This window comes from Stutzerimonas stutzeri RCH2, from assembly GCF_000327065.1.
GTDB classification, from domain to species: Bacteria; Pseudomonadota; Gammaproteobacteria; order Pseudomonadales; family Pseudomonadaceae; genus Stutzerimonas; species Stutzerimonas stutzeri_AE.
In genome coordinates this window covers 3790780-3805364 of record NC_019936.1, presented here as the reverse complement: position 1 = coordinate 3805364, position 14585 = coordinate 3790780, and the positions used below count along the sequence as shown (strand labels likewise).

Genomic DNA, 14585 nt, shown 5'->3' with positions numbered 1-14585 from the left:
AGCTCAGCCCGGCGGCCAATGCATCTGTCGCTGCCCGAGTACGTGCATGTGTATGTGATGGACGGTCTGGCCTCCGAGGTCGTTGCAATTCATCACCACGCGGAAGCCGTCCTGGCAGCCTTGTTCTTGCGCCAGCCTCTGGGCGGTGAAGAGGATATGCCCGGCCAGCAGTTTGTCGTTCTCCTCGCTCAGATCATTCAGTGTGGCGATGTGCTTCTTCGGAATTACCAGAAAGTGCACCGGTGCCTGCGCCGAAATGTCATGGAAAGCGATAACCTGATCATCCTCATAGAACTTGTGTGCGGGAATATCCCCACACACGATCTTGCAGAACAAGCAATCCATGACTGTTCTCCAGGAGAGACTCGGTCACGTAGTGTATCAGGGCGGTTACGCGCCAGTGAGCGTACAGGGAGGTTGGGTGAAGAACGATATACATGATCTCGCATTGGTCCTGGATTCGCGGGTCAAGCTGGTGATGGTCGAATCATGGGATGAGCGCAGAGTGCTTGAGACGCTGACCGGGCTCGCCGTACGCCAGGGGCTGGGCTTGTACGTGTGGTCTGCGACTGACGGGCTGCGGCACCTAGGGTTCGATGGCGAGCAGCAGGCCGGTGAGGACAGTTGTTCCCCTGAGGTTGCGCTGAAGCTGGTCAAGCATGACCTCCGAGCAAACCTGTATGTGTTCTGCGATCTCCATCCGTTTCTCAGCGAGCCCAAGCTGGTGCGGCTACTCAAGGACGTTGCGATGCGAGAAGCATCTACTGCGCCGACCCTGGTGCTGGTCTCGCATGCGCTCAAGCTTCCGCCAGAGGTCCAGCGTTATGCGGCACGCTTCAGCCTTTCGCTACCAGCAGAGGAGGAGCTGCTTGCCATCGTTCGTGAAGAAGCCACTTTATGGAGCGAGCGCAACCGCGGCGCCCGTGTACGCACGGACAATCGAACCCTGCAGCAGGTTGTAAAAAACCTGCGCGGCCTCAGTCATGCTGAAGCGCGGGCGCTGGCGCGCAACGTGATCTGCGATGACGGCGCCATTACCCAGGAGGATCTGCCCGAGCTTAATCGAGCGAAATTCCAGATGCTGGATCTCGAAGGCGTGCTGAGCTTCGAGTATCAGACCGCTCGTTTTGCCGAGGTGGGCGGACTGGCCAATTTCAAGCGTTGGCTGGCGGAGCGGCAGGGCGCATTCCTGGGCGGGAGGGGCGATGATCTGCCGCGTGGCGTGATGCTGGTTGGTGTGCAGGGCGGCGGCAAGAGTCTCGCCGCCAAGGCCGTAGCAGGGCTGTGGGGTTTACCATTGCTGCGGCTCGACTTTGCCTGTCTCTACAACAAGTATTTCGGCGAAACCGAGCGCAATCTGCGCGAGGCGCTGACGTTGGCTGAGCAGATAGCGCCTTGTGTGCTGTGGATGGACGAGATCGAAAAAGGCCTGGCGACAGGCGATATGGATGGTGGAGTCAGTCAGCGGGTGCTCGGTACGCTGCTGACCTGGATGGCCGAGCGTTCGGCTCCGGTATTCATGGTTGCCACCGCGAATGCGATTGATCGGCTGCCGCCGGAGCTGTTGCGCAAGGGCCGTTTTGACGAGCTGTTCTTTGTCGACTTGCCAGACGATGCGACGCGTGAGGAAATCTTCCGTATTCACCTGGCTCGTCGCGAGCTACGGCCTGATGATCTGGGCGTGACGTTGTTGGCCGAGGCGTCCAGTGGTTTCTCTGGTGCCGAAATCGAGCAGGTCGTTGTGAGTGCCGTGTATGCCGCCCAGGCTCAGCAGCGGCAGGTCGATCAGCCAATGTTGCTCGAGTGCATCCGCGCGACATCTCCGCTGTCGATCGTCATGGCCGAGCGTTTGGAGGCATTACGCGCATGGGCTCAAGGGCGAACCGTGCAAGCCGATTGAGCCGGGCTCGGAGAAGTTAGAGGGCGGCTCCGCGGCGCATGTCCACCAGCGCCGGGACGGTCAATGCCGCTACCAAGCCGAAGATGATCAGCACCAGCCACAACGCGGCGAGCACCTTTACCGAGCGGCTGTTGGGCGGTGGAGGTGAGCCGTAGCGGTTGACCTCCCGATTTCCCGGCATAAGCAGCATGAAGAACGGAAAAAGGCTGCCCAGTAGCGGAACCAGATTGAGCAGGATCAGCCAGCCGGACCAGCCAAAGTCATGCAAGCGCTGCACACCAATCTGGACGCTCACTACCAGCATCCCGATGCCGACCACGGCCACACAAACAAATCCGAGCGTGCTGGATATCGGCATGAGCAATGCCGCTATCGCGAACAAGCCCGTCGCTGTAAGCATGACTACCAGCGACCATGCCAGGTAGCGCAGTCGACCGATGCGTCCAGAGATGGAAAGCGGTTTTAGCTCGCCATGGAGTGGCATGGTTTCATTAACGTCTGCGGATGGCGGCGCGTAAGGAGACTGGATTGTGCTTTTGCCTTGCATTGCAGAGGCGTCGCGAAGCTGTGCCTGACGGGCCAGGTACTTTTCAATAATGATGCCGCACGCCGTGCATTCGCTGGACTGGCTTTGTATGTGCCCGCATTTAGGACAGGTCATGACGCTGGCTGCAGCTCTTTCCGACTCCGCAGCTGAGCGCTCTTCCTCCGTTTGCACCAGGCTCAGCGCAGGCACCGCGCGCTCCGGCTCCTTACGGGCTTTCGCCCCCGCACGGTGGAGCGCGGCAAGGTACTTATCGGCGTCCTGTTGGCTGAGCCTTGTTTTGATTACCGCGTCCTGACCGCCGAAGAGGCGTTCGACCTTGCTTGCGTCTGTCTTGAACAGCCTTGCCAGGTTCGACTTGACCGTCTCGACTGGCATGTCGGGCATCAGTTCGCCATTGAAGACGATCTTGAAGTGGGCTTCTTGCATGTGGCGTCCGTGTCACAAATAAATGATGGTGCAGATTAGAAGCCTGGCCGGCTCGACACAACTGCGATCAATCGGGACTCGGACGCGGATAACACAATGCTTGTTGGCGGCCTGGCCAAAGGCCGTTGGCCTCAGAACGGCTTGACGACGACGAGAATCACGATGGCCAGCAGAAAGAGCACAGGTACTTCGTTGAACCACCGGTAGAAGACGTGCCCCCGGACGTTCTCATCTCGTGCAAAGCGCTTCAGTTGCGCGCCGCACATATGGTGGTAACCGACCAGCACCAACACCAAGGCCAGCTTGGCATGCAGCCAGCCACCTGTGCTGAACAGGCCGGGGTTGAGAATGACCATCCAGATCCCGAACACGAGGGTTGCGATCATCGATGGGAGCATAATGCCGCGGTAAAGCTTGCGTTCCATTACCTTGAAACGCTCACGGCTAGGCTGATCCTCACTCATTGCGTGATAGACAAACAAACGAGGGAGATAGAACAGGCCGGCAAACCAGCAGACGATGGCGATGATGTGCAAGGCTTTGAGCCACAGATAGAGCATTGGTTGAATCCTGGGAAGAAGAGTGCGTCGATAGTAGTGGCTGGGATCGCCTCCGTCATCCCGCCGGTTGGCCCCGGCGCCAAGCAGCTTTATCATCGCGCTTTTACACGTTCATTCGAGGGCAGGTCATGATCAAGGTCGGTATCGTTGGCGGCACAGGCTATACGGGCGTCGAGTTGTTACGCCTGCTTGCCCAGCATCCGCAGGCCGAGGTGGCGGTTATCACCTCTCGCTCCGAGGATGGCGTCAAAGTCACCGACATGTATCCGAATCTGCGCGGCCACTATGACAATCTCGCATTCAGCGTCCCGGATGCTGCAACGCTGGGCGCGTGCGATGTCGTGTTCTTCGCCACGCCCCATGGCGTCGCGCATGCATTGGCCGGTGAGTTGCTGGCTGCCGGAACACGGGTCATTGACCTGTCTGCCGATTTTCGTCTGCAGGATGCCGATGAATGGGCCACGTGGTATGGCCAGGCCCATGGTGCTCCCGAGCTGCTTCCTGAAGCCGTCTACGGCTTGCCGGAGGTCAATCGCGAGCAGATCAGAAAGGCACGCTTGATCGCCGTTCCCGGTTGCTATCCCACTGCCACGCAGCTCGGTTTCCTGCCGCTGCTCGAGAACGGATTGGCCGATGCCTCGCGCTTGATTGCAGATTGCAAGTCCGGGGTAAGCGGTGCTGGGCGTGCGGCTAAGATCGGTTCGTTGTTTACCGAGGCGGGCGAAAGCATGATGGCGTATGCAGTAAAAGGGCATCGCCACTTGCCAGAGATCAGCCAGGGGCTGCGTCGTGCCGCCCGCGGCGATATCGGCCTGACTTTCGTTCCTCACTTGACCCCGATGATTCGCGGTATTCACGCGACTCTGTATGCCACTGTCGAAGACAAGTCCGTGGACCTTCAACGCCTCTACGAGCAACGTTATGCCAACGAGCCCTTTGTAGACGTGATGCCGGCAGGTAGTCACCCCGAAACACGCAGCGTTCGTGGCGCCAACGTTTGCCGCATCGCCGTGCATCGTCCGCAAGGTGGCAATCTGGTTGTGGTGTTGTCGGTAATCGACAATCTTGTGAAAGGCGCATCTGGTCAGGCAATTCAGAACATGAATATCCTATTCGACCTTGACGAAAGGCTGGGGCTTGGCAACGTGGCGTTGCTGCCCTGATCGGTGTTAATAAGAGCTACCGGTCTAATAGTTGACCGGTTTTGTCAGGAAAGCCGATAATGCACCGTCAACGCAGTAGGGCGTTTCACGCCAGGAGAACCGAATGAGTGTCGAATCCTTCACGCCCACCGCCATCCAGTTCAGTCAGGGGGCAGCGAGCAAGGTGAAGAGCCTGGTCGATGAGGAGGGCAACCCTCGCTTGAAGTTGCGTGTCTTCGTCACTGGAGGCGGCTGCTCGGGTTTCCAGTATGGCTTCACGTTCGACGAGGACGTGGCCGACGACGATACGATTATCGAGCGAGAGGGAGTCAGTCTCGTGGTCGATCCGATGAGCTATCAGTACCTGGCCGGCGCGGAAGTTGATTATCAGGAAGGCCTGGAAGGCTCCCGTTTTGTAATCAAGAATCCGAACGCTACGACCACGTGTGGATGTGGTCAGTCATTTTCGATCTGAGGTTTGCCGCTTTCAGAAACGCCGTGCAATGCACGGCGTTTTCATTTTAGGCCGGATAGATCGCGCCCAGGATCCGATCACCTCGCGCGCCAGTAACCGCTGGGCGATTAGCGGGTATGCGCTCCAGGCAGCAGTGCGCCAGCCACGCGAACGCCATCGCCTCTACCCAGTCCGGCGGTACACCCTCACTCTCCGTACTTCGTACGTCGCAGCTGGGGAGCAATGCTTGCAGTCGTCGCATCAAGGCAACGTTATGCGCTCCGCCGCCACATACCAGAAGGTCTTGTGTCTCTGCTTGGGTCGTCATCAGGGAATCGGCGATGCTCTTCGCGGTCAGCTCTAGCAGCGTCGCCTGGATATTCTCGGGACTTAGGTGGCCATGCTCGGCAAGGTGTTTGTCCAGCCAGCTCAGATTGAAGAGCTCTCGTCCGGTGCTCTTTGGTCCTTGAGTCGTGAAGAATTCCTCGCTCAGCAGCGCAGCTAGCAGTTCCTCATCGACCGAGCCACTTGCCGCCCAGTCGCCATTGCGGTCGAACGCCTGGTTCCGATGGCGCTGGATCCAGGCATCCATGAGCACATTGCCGGGACCACAATCGAAGCCGTTGGTGGGACTGCCGTGACACAGGAGGCTCAGGTTGCTGAATCCACCGATATTGAGAACAGCGCGGATGCGCTCTTTGTCGCCAAAAACGGATTCGTGGAACGCAGGAACGAGCGGTGCGCCCTGGCCCCCGGCCGCAACGTCGCGTCGGCGAAAATCACTGACGACGCTGATGCCGGTAAGCTCGGCCAAAAGTGCTGGGTTGCCAATCTGAATGGTGAAGCCAAGATGAGGCTCATGGCGTACGGTTTGCCCGTGGCTGCCAATGGCGCGCACTGCTTGAGGAAACAGTTGCTGGTCGGAGAGTAGCTGGTTGATCGTTTCGGCGGCTAATGTAGCCCAGCGTTGTTCGGCAATCGCCGCCCGTGCCAACTCATCCGCTCCGGTCGAGCAGAGCGCCAACAGCTCTTGCCGAAGTGTGGCTGGCATTTCCTGAAAGCGCGTAGCGATCAGTCGGGTGTGGGTATGCTGCTCTATGAGAGCGATGTCCAGACCGTCGAGACTGGTACCAGACATCACTCCCAGATAAAGAGTCATGCTTACTGCTGGTTCAGGGCCAGCATGGTGGCCTTCTCTTCATCCATCCGTGCCATTAGCGGTTGGCTCAGCTGCATGAAACGCTGTTTCTCATTCTGCGCAATCGGATCGGCCATTGGTAGTTTCAACCCCAGCGGATCAACATGCACGCCATCAACCTGGAACTCGTAATGCAGATGCGGGCCGGTGGATAGACCCGTTGTGCCGATATAGCCAATGATCTGTCCCTGCTTCACCGTGGAGCCATTACGCACGCCTTTGGCGAAGCCCTGCATATGTGCGTAAAGGGTGCGGTAGCGTTGGCCGTGCTGGATGATCACAGTGTTGCCATAGCCGCCTTTGCGTCCGGCGAGCAGAACCTTGCCGTCACCGGCGCTTTTGATCGGTGTTCCATGCGGTGCCGCATAGTCGACGCCTTTGTGCGCGCGAATCTTGTTCAGAATCGGGTGTTTGCGTCCGTTGGAAAAGCGCGAGCTGATCCGCGCAAAATCCACTGGCGTACGAATAAACGCCTTGCGCATGCTGGTGCCATCGGCATTGTAGTAACTGGTAGCACCGTCCTTGCTGGTGTAACGAACGGCGGAGTAGGTCTTGCCTCGGTTGGTAAAACGAGCGGCGAGAATATTGCCCGTCCCGACCCGTTCGCCTTCAACAGTTTTCTCTTCGTAGATGACCTCGAAACTATCGCCCTTTCGAATGTCTAGGGCGAAGTCGATGTCGTAACCGAACACGTTGGCCAGGTCCATCGTCAGGTTGTGGCTAAGGCCCGCGCGCTTTGCTGCGAGGAACAGACTGCTGTCAATCTCGCCCCGGGCATAAACAGAGGTCACCTCTGGTTTGACCTGCTCTTTCTTGAATGCATATCCATCGGCCGTTTTCTCAAGCGCCAAGGTTTCCAGGCTGTTGAGTTTGCTGCGTAGGTTGGCCAGCTCGCCATTCTCGGTCAGCTTGAACTCCAAGGCCTGGCCGATCTTCAACCGTGAAAGTTGCTTCGCATCCTGACTGCTCGCAAGTACCGCGTGCATTACCGACGGTGACAAGCCCACTTTGGCGAATACGGTCGATAGCGTATCCCCATTGGCTACCACAACCGTTTTTGTCAGAGGATCCTCTGCAGCGCTGGTTTCCTGGCCGGCATCCGCTTCTGGCAGCATCTCATGCTGGGCTTCAGCGGAAGGTTCCAGCTGGCTTGCGGAGGAGAACGGAGACTGGGCTAGGGTGGACTCCTTCTGGTCGGGCTCGATGATGATCTGCCCAGAAGAAGTCTCAAGCTTCAGATCGATGAAAGTCTTCTTGGCCTCGACTTCACGTGATGGAAATACGAGGAGCGCCAGGCTCAGCAGCGCAGCTACACCACTCGCAGCCAGGAGATGGCTCTTGGGGTAGTTCGGAGCTTTTGATTTGGAAGGCATCATTGGGCTTCTGGCATTATTTTGTACGGGAAATAACTGTCTAAAATATAAGCAAAGCCCATCGGAGGCAACCCTCGCTGAGGCTGATCTGCTGGCCGGTACGCTGTGGCTTGTAATCGCCCAGCGATCTTGTAAGGTTGTCGCCCTTTCATAATGGTATAGGGCTTGCCATGAAGTCGGTTGAAGAGCAACTGTCGGTGATCAAACGGGGCGCTGATGAGGTGCTCGTCGAGTCGGAGCTGGTCGCTAAGCTCGAGCGGGGCGAGCCTCTGCGCGTCAAGGCTGGCTTCGATCCTACCGCTCCGGACCTTCACCTCGGGCACACTGTGCTCATTAATAAGATGCGGCAGCTGCAGGAGCTGGGGCACCAAGTGATCTTCCTTATAGGGGATTTCACAGGGATGATTGGTGACCCAAGTGGCAAAAGTGCTACGAGGCCACCGCTGACACGGGACCAGGTTCTTGAAAACGCCGAGACGTATAAGGCGCAGGTTTTTAAGATTCTTGATCCTGCTCGAACCGAGGTGGCCTTCAACTCGACATGGATGGACAAGCTGACTCCAGCTGACTTCATCCGCCTGGCCTCTCAGTACACCGTTGCACGTATGCTCGAGCGGGACGACTTCCATAAGCGTTACTCGACTAATCAGCCAATCGCGATCCATGAGTTTTTGTATCCGTTGGTGCAGGGATATGACTCGGTGGCGCTCAAGGCCGATATCGAGCTGGGTGGAACCGATCAGAAGTTTAATCTCCTCATGGGGCGTGAGCTGCAGCGGGCATACGGGCAGGCGTCCCAGTGCGTGGTGACGATGCCGTTGCTTGAAGGGTTGGACGGCGTGAAGAAGATGTCCAAGTCTCTCGGCAACTATGTGGGTATCCAGGAGCTGCCGGGCGTCATGTACAGCAAATTGGTATCCATTCCTGATGCGCTTATGTGGCGCTACTTCGAGCTGCTCAGCTTCCGCGCGCAAGCAGAGATCGACGAGCTTCGTTTGGATGTTGAGCGTGGGGCCAACCCTCGCGACATCAAGATCAAGCTGGCGGAGGAGATAGTCGCGCGATTCCACGGTGAAGAAGCTGCGGCTGCGGCGCATCGCTCGGCGGGCAATCGTATGAAGGATGGAGAATTGCCGGAGGATCTTCCGGAAATCGAGCTGACATCCGATCAGGGTATGCCTATCGCGTCGGTGCTTAATAAGGCTGCGCTTGTTAAGAATGCCGCTGTGGCTCGTGACTTGTTGGGTTCTGGTGGTGTACGTGTTGACGGCCAAGTCGTGGATCGTGGCTTTATATTCCAGCTCGGTGCAACGCACGTTTGCCAGGCTGGCAAGAAGGCGTTTGCTCGTGTAACGCTGAAGCCCGAACAAAACTGAAATAAACGGTTGACGTTAGTTTTCAGGCTCCTATAATGCGCACCACTTCCGGCGCAGTCCTTAAGCAAAACCTCTTGTAAATCAAAAGGTTAGCGAAATAAAAGGGTTGCACGGATGGCGGATTCGAGTAGAATGCGCCGGGCTGGCAGGGTGGCGGTTGAGTCCTGTTGGTGGCTTCGGTCAGGTTGATCGGAGGCGGTTGAAAGAGGTGGTTGACAGCGGTTTTGAACGCTGTATGATTCGCCTCCCGCTGACGAGAGATGAGAGTTGATCGAAAGCGCAAGCGGTTGAGAAGAAACGAAAAATTCTTCAAAAACAGCTTGACAGGTAACAAGGCTGCTGTAGAATGCGCGGCCTCGGTTGAGACGAAAGACTTGATCGAAACGCTCTTTAACAACTGAATCAAGCAATTCGTGTGGGTGCTTGTGAATGTAAGACTGATGGTCAGATAGATTATCAGCATCACAAAGCAACACTCGTTTATTCGAGAGTTACTCTTTACTTGTAAAGAGATTTGCGATTGCTGAGCCAAGTTTAGGGTTTTCTCAAAACCCAAGCAGTATTGAACTGAAGAGTTTGATCATGGCTCAGATTGAACGCTGGCGGCAGGCCTAACACATGCAAGTCGAGCGGATGAAGAGAGCTTGCTCTCTGATTCAGCGGCGGACGGGTGAGTAATGCCTAGGAATCTGCCTGGTAGTGGGGGACAACGTTTCGAAAGGAACGCTAATACCGCATACGTCCTACGGGAGAAAGCAGGGGACCTTCGGGCCTTGCGCTATCAGATGAGCCTAGGTCGGATTAGCTAGTTGGTGAGGTAAAGGCTCACCAAGGCGACGATCCGTAACTGGTCTGAGAGGATGATCAGTCACACTGGAACTGAGACACGGTCCAGACTCCTACGGGAGGCAGCAGTGGGGAATATTGGACAATGGGCGAAAGCCTGATCCAGCCATGCCGCGTGTGTGAAGAAGGTCTTCGGATTGTAAAGCACTTTAAGTTGGGAGGAAGGGCAGTAAGTTAATACCTTGCTGTTTTGACGTTACCGACAGAATAAGCACCGGCTAACTTCGTGCCAGCAGCCGCGGTAATACGAAGGGTGCAAGCGTTAATCGGAATTACTGGGCGTAAAGCGCGCGTAGGTGGTTCGTTAAGTTGGATGTGAAAGCCCCGGGCTCAACCTGGGAACTGCATCCAAAACTGGCGAGCTAGAGTATGGCAGAGGGTGGTGGAATTTCCTGTGTAGCGGTGAAATGCGTAGATATAGGAAGGAACACCAGTGGCGAAGGCGACCACCTGGGCTAATACTGACACTGAGGTGCGAAAGCGTGGGGAGCAAACAGGATTAGATACCCTGGTAGTCCACGCCGTAAACGATGTCGACTAGCCGTTGGGATCCTTGAGATCTTAGTGGCGCAGCTAACGCATTAAGTCGACCGCCTGGGGAGTACGGCCGCAAGGTTAAAACTCAAATGAATTGACGGGGGCCCGCACAAGCGGTGGAGCATGTGGTTTAATTCGAAGCAACGCGAAGAACCTTACCAGGCCTTGACATGCAGAGAACTTTCCAGAGATGGATTGGTGCCTTCGGGAACTCTGACACAGGTGCTGCATGGCTGTCGTCAGCTCGTGTCGTGAGATGTTGGGTTAAGTCCCGTAACGAGCGCAACCCTTGTCCTTAGTTACCAGCACGTTAAGGTGGGCACTCTAAGGAGACTGCCGGTGACAAACCGGAGGAAGGTGGGGATGACGTCAAGTCATCATGGCCCTTACGGCCTGGGCTACACACGTGCTACAATGGTCGGTACAAAGGGTTGCCAAGCCGCGAGGTGGAGCTAATCCCATAAAACCGATCGTAGTCCGGATCGCAGTCTGCAACTCGACTGCGTGAAGTCGGAATCGCTAGTAATCGTGAATCAGAATGTCACGGTGAATACGTTCCCGGGCCTTGTACACACCGCCCGTCACACCATGGGAGTGGGTTGCTCCAGAAGTAGCTAGTCTAACCTTCGGGGGGACGGTTACCACGGAGTGATTCATGACTGGGGTGAAGTCGTAACAAGGTAGCCGTAGGGGAACCTGCGGCTGGATCACCTCCTTAATCGAAGACTTCAGCTTCTTCATAAGCTCCCACACGAATTGCTTGATTCACTAGCGAAAAGCGATTGGGTTTCGACCCGAGAGAGACGATTGGGTCTGTAGCTCAGTTGGTTAGAGCGCACCCCTGATAAGGGTGAGGTCGGCAGTTCGAATCTGCCCAGACCCACCAATTGTCATGGGATGTGGCCGATCTGTAGATGGGGCCATAGCTCAGCTGGGAGAGCGCCTGCTTTGCACGCAGGAGGTCAGGAGTTCGATCCTCCTTGGCTCACCATTAACTCGATAATCGCTGAAAGCTCAGAAATGAGTGCTGCTTGCGCATCTGATGATGGGTGAGGGTATTGATTTCTGGTCTTTGCGCCAGAACTGTTCTTTAAAAATTTGGGTATGTGATAGAAGTAGATTTGAGTGATCACTTTCACTGGTGGTTATTCAAGTCAAGGTAAAATTTGCGTGTTCTCTATGCAAATTTTCGGCGAATGTCGTCTTCACGTTATAGACAGTAACCAGATTGCTTGGGGTTATATGGTCAAGTGAAGAAGCGCATACGGTGGATGCCTTGGCAGTCAGAGGCGATGAAAGACGTGGTAGCCTGCGAAAAGCTTCGGGGAGTCGGCAAACAGACTTTGATCCGGAGATGTCTGAATGGGGGAACCCAGCCATCATAAGATGGTTATCACACACTGAATACATAGGTGTGTGAGGCGAACCAGGGGAACTGAAACATCTAAGTACCCTGAGGAAAAGAAATCAACCGAGATTCCCTTAGTAGTGGCGAGCGAACGGGGATTAGCCCTTAAGCTTCTTTGATTTTAGCGGAACGCTCTGGAAAGTGCGGCCATAGTGGGTGATAGCCCTGTACGCGAAAGGATCTTAGAAGTGAAATCGAGTAGGACGGAGCACGAGAAACTTTGTCTGAATATGGGGGGACCATCCTCCAAGGCTAAATACTACTGACTGACCGATAGTGAACCAGTACCGTGAGGGAAAGGCGAAAAGAACCCCGGAGAGGGGAGTGAAATAGAACCTGAAACCGTATGCGTACAAGCAGTGGGAGCCTACTTTGTTAGGTGACTGCGTACCTTTTGTATAATGGGTCAGCGACTTATTTTCAGTGGCGAGCTTAACCGAATAGGGGAGGCGTAGCGAAAGCGAGTCTTAATAGGGCGTCTAGTCGCTGGGAATAGACCCGAAACCGGGCGATCTATCCATGGGCAGGTTGAAGGTTAGGTAACACTGACTGGAGGACCGAACCGACTACCGTTGAAAAGTTAGCGGATGACCTGTGGATCGGAGTGAAAGGCTAATCAAGCTCGGAGATAGCTGGTTCTCCTCGAAAGCTATTTAGGTAGCGCCTCGTGTATCACTGCTGGGGGTAGAGCACTGTTTCGGCTAGGGGGTCATCCCGACTTACCAAACCGATGCAAACTCCGAATACCAGCAAGTGTCAGCACGGGAGACACACGGCGGGTGCTAACGTCCGTCGTGAAAAGGGAAACAACCCAGACCGTCAGCTAAGGTCCCAAAATCCTGGTTAAGTGGGAAACGATGTGGGAAGGCTTAGACAGCTAGGAGGTTGGCTTAGAAGCAGCCACCCTTTAAAGAAAGCGTAATAGCTCACTAGTCGAGTCGGCCTGCGCGGAAGATGTAACGGGGCTCAAACCAGGTACCGAAGCTACGGGTTCAACGCAAGTTGAGCGGTAGAGGAGCGTTCTGTAAGCCTGTGAAGGTCAGTTGAGAAGCTGGCTGGAGGTATCAGAAGTGCGAATGCTGACATGAGTAACGACAATGCGAGTGAAAAACTCGCACGCCGAAAGACCAAGGGTTCCTGCGCAACGTTAATCGACGCAGGGTGAGTCGGTCCCTAAGGCGAGGCTGAAGAGCGTAGTCGATGGGAAACGGGTTAATATTCCCGTACTTCTAGTTACTGCGATGGGGGGACGGAGAAGGCTAGGCCAGCAAGGCGTTGGTTGTCCTTGTTTAAGGTGGTAGGCAGAGATCTTAGGTAAATCCGGGATCTTAATGCCGAGAGCTGATGACGAGCTTTCTTTTAGAAAGCGAAGTGGTTGATGCCATGCTTCCAGGAAAAGCCTCTAAGCTTCAGGTAACTAGGAACCGTACCCCAAACCGACACAGGTGGTTGGGTAGAGAATACCAAGGCGCTTGAGAGAACTCGGGTGAAGGAACTAGGCAAAATGGCACCGTAACTTCGGGAGAAGGTGCGCCGGTGAGGGTGAAGTATTTACTACGTAAGCCCATGCCGGTCGAAGATACCAGGCCGCTGCGACTGTTTATTAAAAACACAGCACTCTGCAAACACGAAAGTGGACGTATAGGGTGTGACGCCTGCCCGGTGCCGGAAGGTTAATTGATGGGGTTAGCGCAAGCGAAGCTCTTGATCGAAGCCCCGGTAAACGGCGGCCGTAACTATAACGGTCCTAAGGTAGCGAAATTCCTTGTCGGGTAAGTTCCGACCTGCACGAATGGCGTAACGATGGCGGCGCTGTCTCCACCCGAGACTCAGTGAAATTGAAATCGCTGTGAAGATGCAGTGTATCCGCGGCTAGACGGAAAGACCCCGTGAACCTTTACTATAGCTTTGCACTGGACTTTGAATTTGCTTGTGTAGGATAGGTGGGAGGCTTTGAAGCGTGGACGCCAGTTCGCGTGGAGCCATCCTTGAAATACCACCCTGGCAACTTTGAGGTTCTAACTCTGGTCCGTTATCCGGATCGAGGACAGTGTATGGTGGGTAGTTTGACTGGGGCGGTCTCCTCCTAAAGAGTAACGGAGGAGTACGAAGGTGCGCTCAGACCGGTCGGAAATCGGTCGTAGAGTATAAAGGCAAAAGCGCGCTTGACTGCGAGACAGACACGTCGAGCAGGTACGAAAGTAGGTCTTAGTGATCCGGTGGTTCTGTATGGAAGGGCCATCGCTCAACGGATAAAAGGTACTCCGGGGATAACAGGCTGATACCGCCCAAGAGTTCATATCGACGGCGGTGTTTGGCACCTCGATGTCGGCTCATCACATCCTGGGGCTGAAGCCGGTCCCAAGGGTATGGCTGTTCGCCATTTAAAGTGGTACGCGAGCTGGGTTTAGAACGTCGTGAGACAGTTCGGTCCCTATCTGCCGTGGACGTTTGAGATTTGAGAGGGGCTGCTCCTAGTACGAGAGGACCGGAGTGGACGAACCTCTGGTGTTCCGGTTGTCACGCCAGTGGCATTGCCGGGTAGCTACGTTCGGAAGAGATAACCGCTGAAAGCATCTAAGCGGGAAACTTGCCTCAAGATGAGATCTCACTGGAGCCTTGAGCTCCCTGAAGGGCCGTCGAAGACTACGACGTTGATAGGTTGGGTGTGTAAGCGCTGTGAGGCGTTGAGCTAACCAATACTAATTGCCCGTGAGGCTTGACCATATAACACCCAAACAATTTGGCTGTTAGACGGTAAGTCGACAGTAAAGCCGAAAATCTGCACGAACACGCAATACCGATTCAATCACATACC

At 55.5% G+C, this 14585-nt stretch carries 9 protein-coding genes, 2 tRNA genes and 2 rRNA genes; 8 read left to right on the top strand and 5 right to left on the bottom strand.

The features are described 5' to 3' along the window. Positions 1 to 3: 3 nt before the first annotated feature. Positions 4 to 345: a histidine triad nucleotide-binding protein gene (locus PSEST_RS17700; RefSeq protein ID WP_015278310.1), complete on the bottom strand. Its 342-nt coding sequence runs from the start codon at positions 343 to 345 to the stop codon at positions 4 to 6. 76 nt (positions 346 to 421) lie between these two features. On the opposite strand from PSEST_RS17700, the gene PSEST_RS17695 reads away from it, so the two are divergent. Continuing rightward, positions 422 to 1900 (top strand): AAA family ATPase, encoded by a 1479-nt coding sequence (locus tag PSEST_RS17695; RefSeq protein WP_015278309.1) that lies wholly within the window; start codon positions 422 to 424, stop codon positions 1898 to 1900. 16 nt (positions 1901 to 1916) lie between these two features. On the opposite strand, the gene PSEST_RS17690 is transcribed toward PSEST_RS17695, so the two are convergent. Together PSEST_RS17690 and hemJ are read right to left on the bottom strand one after the other, a co-directional pair. Continuing rightward, positions 1917 to 2873 (bottom strand): DUF805 domain-containing protein, encoded by a 957-nt coding sequence (locus PSEST_RS17690; RefSeq protein WP_015278308.1) that lies wholly within the window; start codon positions 2871 to 2873, stop codon positions 1917 to 1919. Between the two features lie 131 nt (positions 2874 to 3004). Next, positions 3005 to 3433: a protoporphyrinogen oxidase HemJ gene (gene hemJ, locus PSEST_RS17685; RefSeq protein ID WP_015278307.1), complete on the bottom strand. Its 429-nt coding sequence runs from the start codon at positions 3431 to 3433 to the stop codon at positions 3005 to 3007. 128 nt (positions 3434 to 3561) lie between these two features. Here hemJ and argC point away from each other — a divergent pair, with 128 nt between their 5' ends. Together argC and erpA are read left to right on the top strand one after the other, a co-directional pair. Next, positions 3562 to 4596: an N-acetyl-gamma-glutamyl-phosphate reductase gene (gene argC / locus PSEST_RS17680; protein ID WP_015278306.1), complete on the top strand. Its 1035-nt coding sequence runs from the start codon at positions 3562 to 3564 to the stop codon at positions 4594 to 4596. A 103-nt stretch (positions 4597 to 4699) separates the two neighbouring features. Then, positions 4700 to 5050, top strand: coding sequence for an iron-sulfur cluster insertion protein ErpA (gene erpA, locus PSEST_RS17675; RefSeq protein ID WP_003285497.1), 351 nt, complete (start codon positions 4700 to 4702; stop codon positions 5048 to 5050). A gap of 46 nt (positions 5051 to 5096) precedes the next feature. On the opposite strand, the gene PSEST_RS17670 is transcribed toward erpA, so the two are convergent. Further along, the gene (locus PSEST_RS17670) at positions 5097 to 6188 is read right to left on the bottom strand and encodes an anhydro-N-acetylmuramic acid kinase (protein ID WP_015278305.1); all 1092 of its coding nucleotides are present in this window, start codon (positions 6186 to 6188) and stop codon (positions 5097 to 5099) included. A gap of 2 nt (positions 6189 to 6190) precedes the next feature. Beyond that, on the bottom strand, positions 6191 to 7603 hold the full coding sequence (locus PSEST_RS17665; protein ID WP_051035506.1) for a peptidoglycan DD-metalloendopeptidase family protein: 1413 nt from the start codon (positions 7601 to 7603) through the stop codon (positions 6191 to 6193). Between the two features lie 167 nt (positions 7604 to 7770). Between PSEST_RS17665 and tyrS the strand changes: the two genes are divergently transcribed. From tyrS to PSEST_RS17635, 5 genes are all read left to right on the top strand, one after another. Next, the gene (tyrS, locus tag PSEST_RS17660; RefSeq protein WP_015278303.1) at positions 7771 to 8976 is read left to right on the top strand and encodes a tyrosine--tRNA ligase; all 1206 of its coding nucleotides are present in this window, start codon (positions 7771 to 7773) and stop codon (positions 8974 to 8976) included. 564 nt (positions 8977 to 9540) lie between these two features. Further along, positions 9541 to 11077, top strand: a 16S ribosomal RNA gene (locus PSEST_RS17650). A 91-nt stretch (positions 11078 to 11168) separates the two neighbouring features. After that, positions 11169 to 11245: transfer RNA gene (locus PSEST_RS17645), tRNA-Ile, on the top strand. A 30-nt stretch (positions 11246 to 11275) separates the two neighbouring features. Continuing rightward, a tRNA-Ala gene (locus PSEST_RS17640) sits at positions 11276 to 11350 on the top strand. Positions 11351 to 11603: 253 nt separating this feature from the next. Beyond that, a 23S ribosomal RNA gene (locus tag PSEST_RS17635) occupies positions 11604 to 14494 on the top strand. The 16S and 23S rRNA genes sit together here with 2 tRNA genes alongside, the layout of an rRNA operon. Positions 14495 to 14585 lie beyond the last annotated feature (91 nt).

Excerpts from the sequence above, each read along its gene's own strand:
- PSEST_RS17700 (WP_015278310.1), bottom strand. The coding sequence starts at position 345 with ATGGATTGCTTGTTCTGCAAGATCGTGTGTGGGGATATTCCCGCACAC.
- PSEST_RS17690 (WP_015278308.1), bottom strand. The coding sequence starts at position 2,873 with ATGCAAGAAGCCCACTTCAAGATCGTCTTCAATGGCGAACTGATGCCC.
- hemJ (WP_015278307.1), bottom strand. The coding sequence starts at position 3,433 with ATGCTCTATCTGTGGCTCAAAGCCTTGCACATCATCGCCATCGTCTGC.
- argC (WP_015278306.1), top strand. The coding sequence starts at position 3,562 with ATGATCAAGGTCGGTATCGTTGGCGGCACAGGCTATACGGGCGTCGAG.
- erpA (WP_003285497.1), top strand. The coding sequence starts at position 4,700 with ATGAGTGTCGAATCCTTCACGCCCACCGCCATCCAGTTCAGTCAGGGG.
- PSEST_RS17670 (WP_015278305.1), bottom strand. The coding sequence starts at position 6,188 with ATGACTCTTTATCTGGGAGTGATGTCTGGTACCAGTCTCGACGGTCTG.
- PSEST_RS17665 (WP_051035506.1), bottom strand. The coding sequence starts at position 7,603 with ATGATGCCTTCCAAATCAAAAGCTCCGAACTACCCCAAGAGCCATCTC.
- tyrS (WP_015278303.1), top strand. The coding sequence starts at position 7,771 with ATGAAGTCGGTTGAAGAGCAACTGTCGGTGATCAAACGGGGCGCTGAT.